2 protein-coding genes are annotated in these 2,620 nt (G+C 44.0%); one reads left to right on the forward strand and one right to left on the reverse strand.

Annotated features, from left to right (window positions below; translation table 11 throughout):
* Positions 1–1,293, forward strand: a 1,293-nt coding sequence (locus GMD4S_RS07855; protein WP_000319587.1) for an AAA family ATPase, incomplete at its 5' end; no start/stop codon positions are given.
* Positions 1,294–1,340: 47 nt separating this feature from the next.
* On the opposite strand, the gene tig is transcribed toward GMD4S_RS07855, so the two are convergent.
* A partial coding sequence (gene tig / locus GMD4S_RS07860) for a trigger factor (RefSeq protein ID WP_000325158.1) occupies positions 1,341–2,620 on the reverse strand: 1,280 nt, incomplete at its 5' end.

Raw genomic sequence — 2,620 nt, forward strand, 5'->3', positions numbered from 1 at the left:
ACGACTGTTATCAATGGGATTATCGCTGTTTATGCCCTCTTAGAAGGGCTTGATCTCAGGAAGAAAAGCAGTCTGCCGATTCTTCTAGCAGCTCCAACTGGTCGAGCGGCTCGGCGCATGAATGAATTGACAGGTTTGCCTAGCGCGACCATCCACCGCCATTTGGGAATGACGGGTGATGATGATACCAGCCATCTGGAAGATTATCTGGATGCCGATTTTATCATTGTAGATGAGTTTTCCATGGTGGATACTTGGCTAGCTAACCAACTCTTCTCCAACATCTCTTCTAACAGTAAAATACTCATCGTGGGCGATAGCGACCAGCTACCTTCTGTTAGTCCCGGACAAGTCCTGGCTGACCTGCTCCAGATACCCCTGATTCCTCAGACTCGTTTGGAACGGATTTACCGTCAGAGTGAAGAATCAACTATCGTCACCTTAGCTAGCCAGATTCGACAAGGCATCTTGCCAGCAGATTTCACCCAGAAAAAAGCTGATCGCTCCTACTTTGAAATCGCTAGTGGCCATATCCCAGCTACCATTGAAAAAATCCTCGGTGCTGCCCTCAGAAGTGGCATTCCGGCTCGCGATATTCAGGTGCTAGCGCCTATGTATCGAGGAACTGCTGGTATTGACGCCATCAACCAACTCATGCAAGACCTGCTCAATCCTCAGCAAAAGGGGCAAGTTAGCTTTGAAGCAACTCAGTGTCACTATCGAACAGGGGACAAGGTCATTCACCTAGTCAACGACGCTGAAGTCAATGTCTTTAATGGAGACCTAGGCTACATCACAGACCTAATTCCTGGTAAATACACCGAGTCCAAACAAGACGAGATTGTCATTGATTTTGATGGCAATGAGGTCATCTACCCACGTAACGAATGGTACAAGATTCGACTAGCCTATGCCATGAGTATTCATAAATCTCAGGGGAGTGAGTTTCCCGTTGTCATCCTGCCCATCACCAGTGCTAGCAAGCGCATGCTGGAGCGAAATCTCATCTACACAGCTATCACACGGGCCAAGAGCAAGCTCATCCTTCTTGGCGAATTACAGGCCTTTGACTATGCAGTCAAGCATATCGGGACTGCCCGCAAGACCTATCTGATTGAGCGTTTCAGTGATTTAATTGAAACTAATATTGAAGAAAGCAAACAAGCCTTCTCTGAAACTGCCACACCAAGTGACTCTGAACAATTCTACATCCTCACCGAGGAAAACTGGTCTAGCATCCCAGCCATGATCGGGATTACAGATGCAGACCTCAAAGAGATTTTTGGAAAATAGTGCAACAGAAAACCCACCTAGTCAGGTGGGCTTTTTCTCTTTTAAGATTATTTAACTGTTGCAGTGCTTGTGATCAATTCAACAGCTTTTTTGATAGTGATATCGTGTTTCAACATGTCAGCTGAAAGCAAGTTTTGTACTTGTGCAACTTCCATGTTGTAGTCTGCTGCCAATTGCTCGATTTCTTTTTGGATTTCTTCTTCTGAAGCGTCAAATCCTTCAGCCTTGGCAACTGCTTCGATAACAAGGTTAGTCTTCGTACGTGACTCAGCTTCTGCTTCGTATTGTTTGTGAAGGTCTTCTTGAGTAGTTCCTGTGATTTGGAAGTACATGTCAGGGTTGATACCTTGGCGTTGCAAGTTTCCAAGGAATTCATTTACTGAACGGTGAACTTCTTCATGGATCATTTCTTCTGGAAGTTCTACGATTTCAGCGTTTTCTACAGCTTTATCGATTGCTGCACCTTCAACGGCATCTTTGTAAGCTTCTTCTTTCGCAGCAGTCAATTCTTTGCGGTATTTTTCTTTCAATTCGTCAAGAGTTTCCACTTCTTCGTCGATATCTTTTGCAAGTTCATCATCAAGAGCTGGAACTTCTTTAGCTTTTACTTCGTGGATAGTTGTTACGAATTTAGCTTCTTTACCTGCAAGGTCTTCTGCTTGGTAGTCTTCTGGGAATGTTACGATAACATCAACAGTTTCGCCAGCTGAGTGACCTACCAATTGGTCTTCGAAACCAGGGATGAATTGACCTGATCCAAGTCCAAGTGAGAAGTTTTCACCTTTTCCACCGTCAAATTCAACACCATCGATAGAACCAACGAAGTCAATCACAACAGTGTCGCCATTTTCAGCAGCGCCTTCTTTGATAACCAATTCAGCCAAGTTGTTGCGTTCGCGTTCGATACGTTCTTCAACGTCAGCGTCAGTTACTTCTTTTTCTACATCTACTGATACTTCAAGGTTTTTGTAGTCGCCCAATTTTACTTCAGGTTTTGTCACGACTTCAGCTGTGATAACCCAGTCTTGACCTTTTTCCATTGAAGTCACGTCAATTTTTGGTTGAGCAACCACTTCAAGACCAGCTTCTTTTACTGCAGCTTCATAAGCGTTTGGCAAAAGTGCGTTCATTGCATCTTGATAAAGAGCTTCTTCACCAAATTTTTGGTCGAAGATAGGGCGTGGAAGGTGACCTTTACGGAAACCAGGAACGTTAAGAGTTTTCTTTACTGAGTTAAATACACGGTCCAATTCTGGTTTGATTTGGTCTTGAGAGATTGTGAAAGTCAAGACACCACGGTTTGTTTCTTTGTTTTCAAATGATACAG

Source organism: Streptococcus sp. GMD4S (assembly GCF_000296955.1).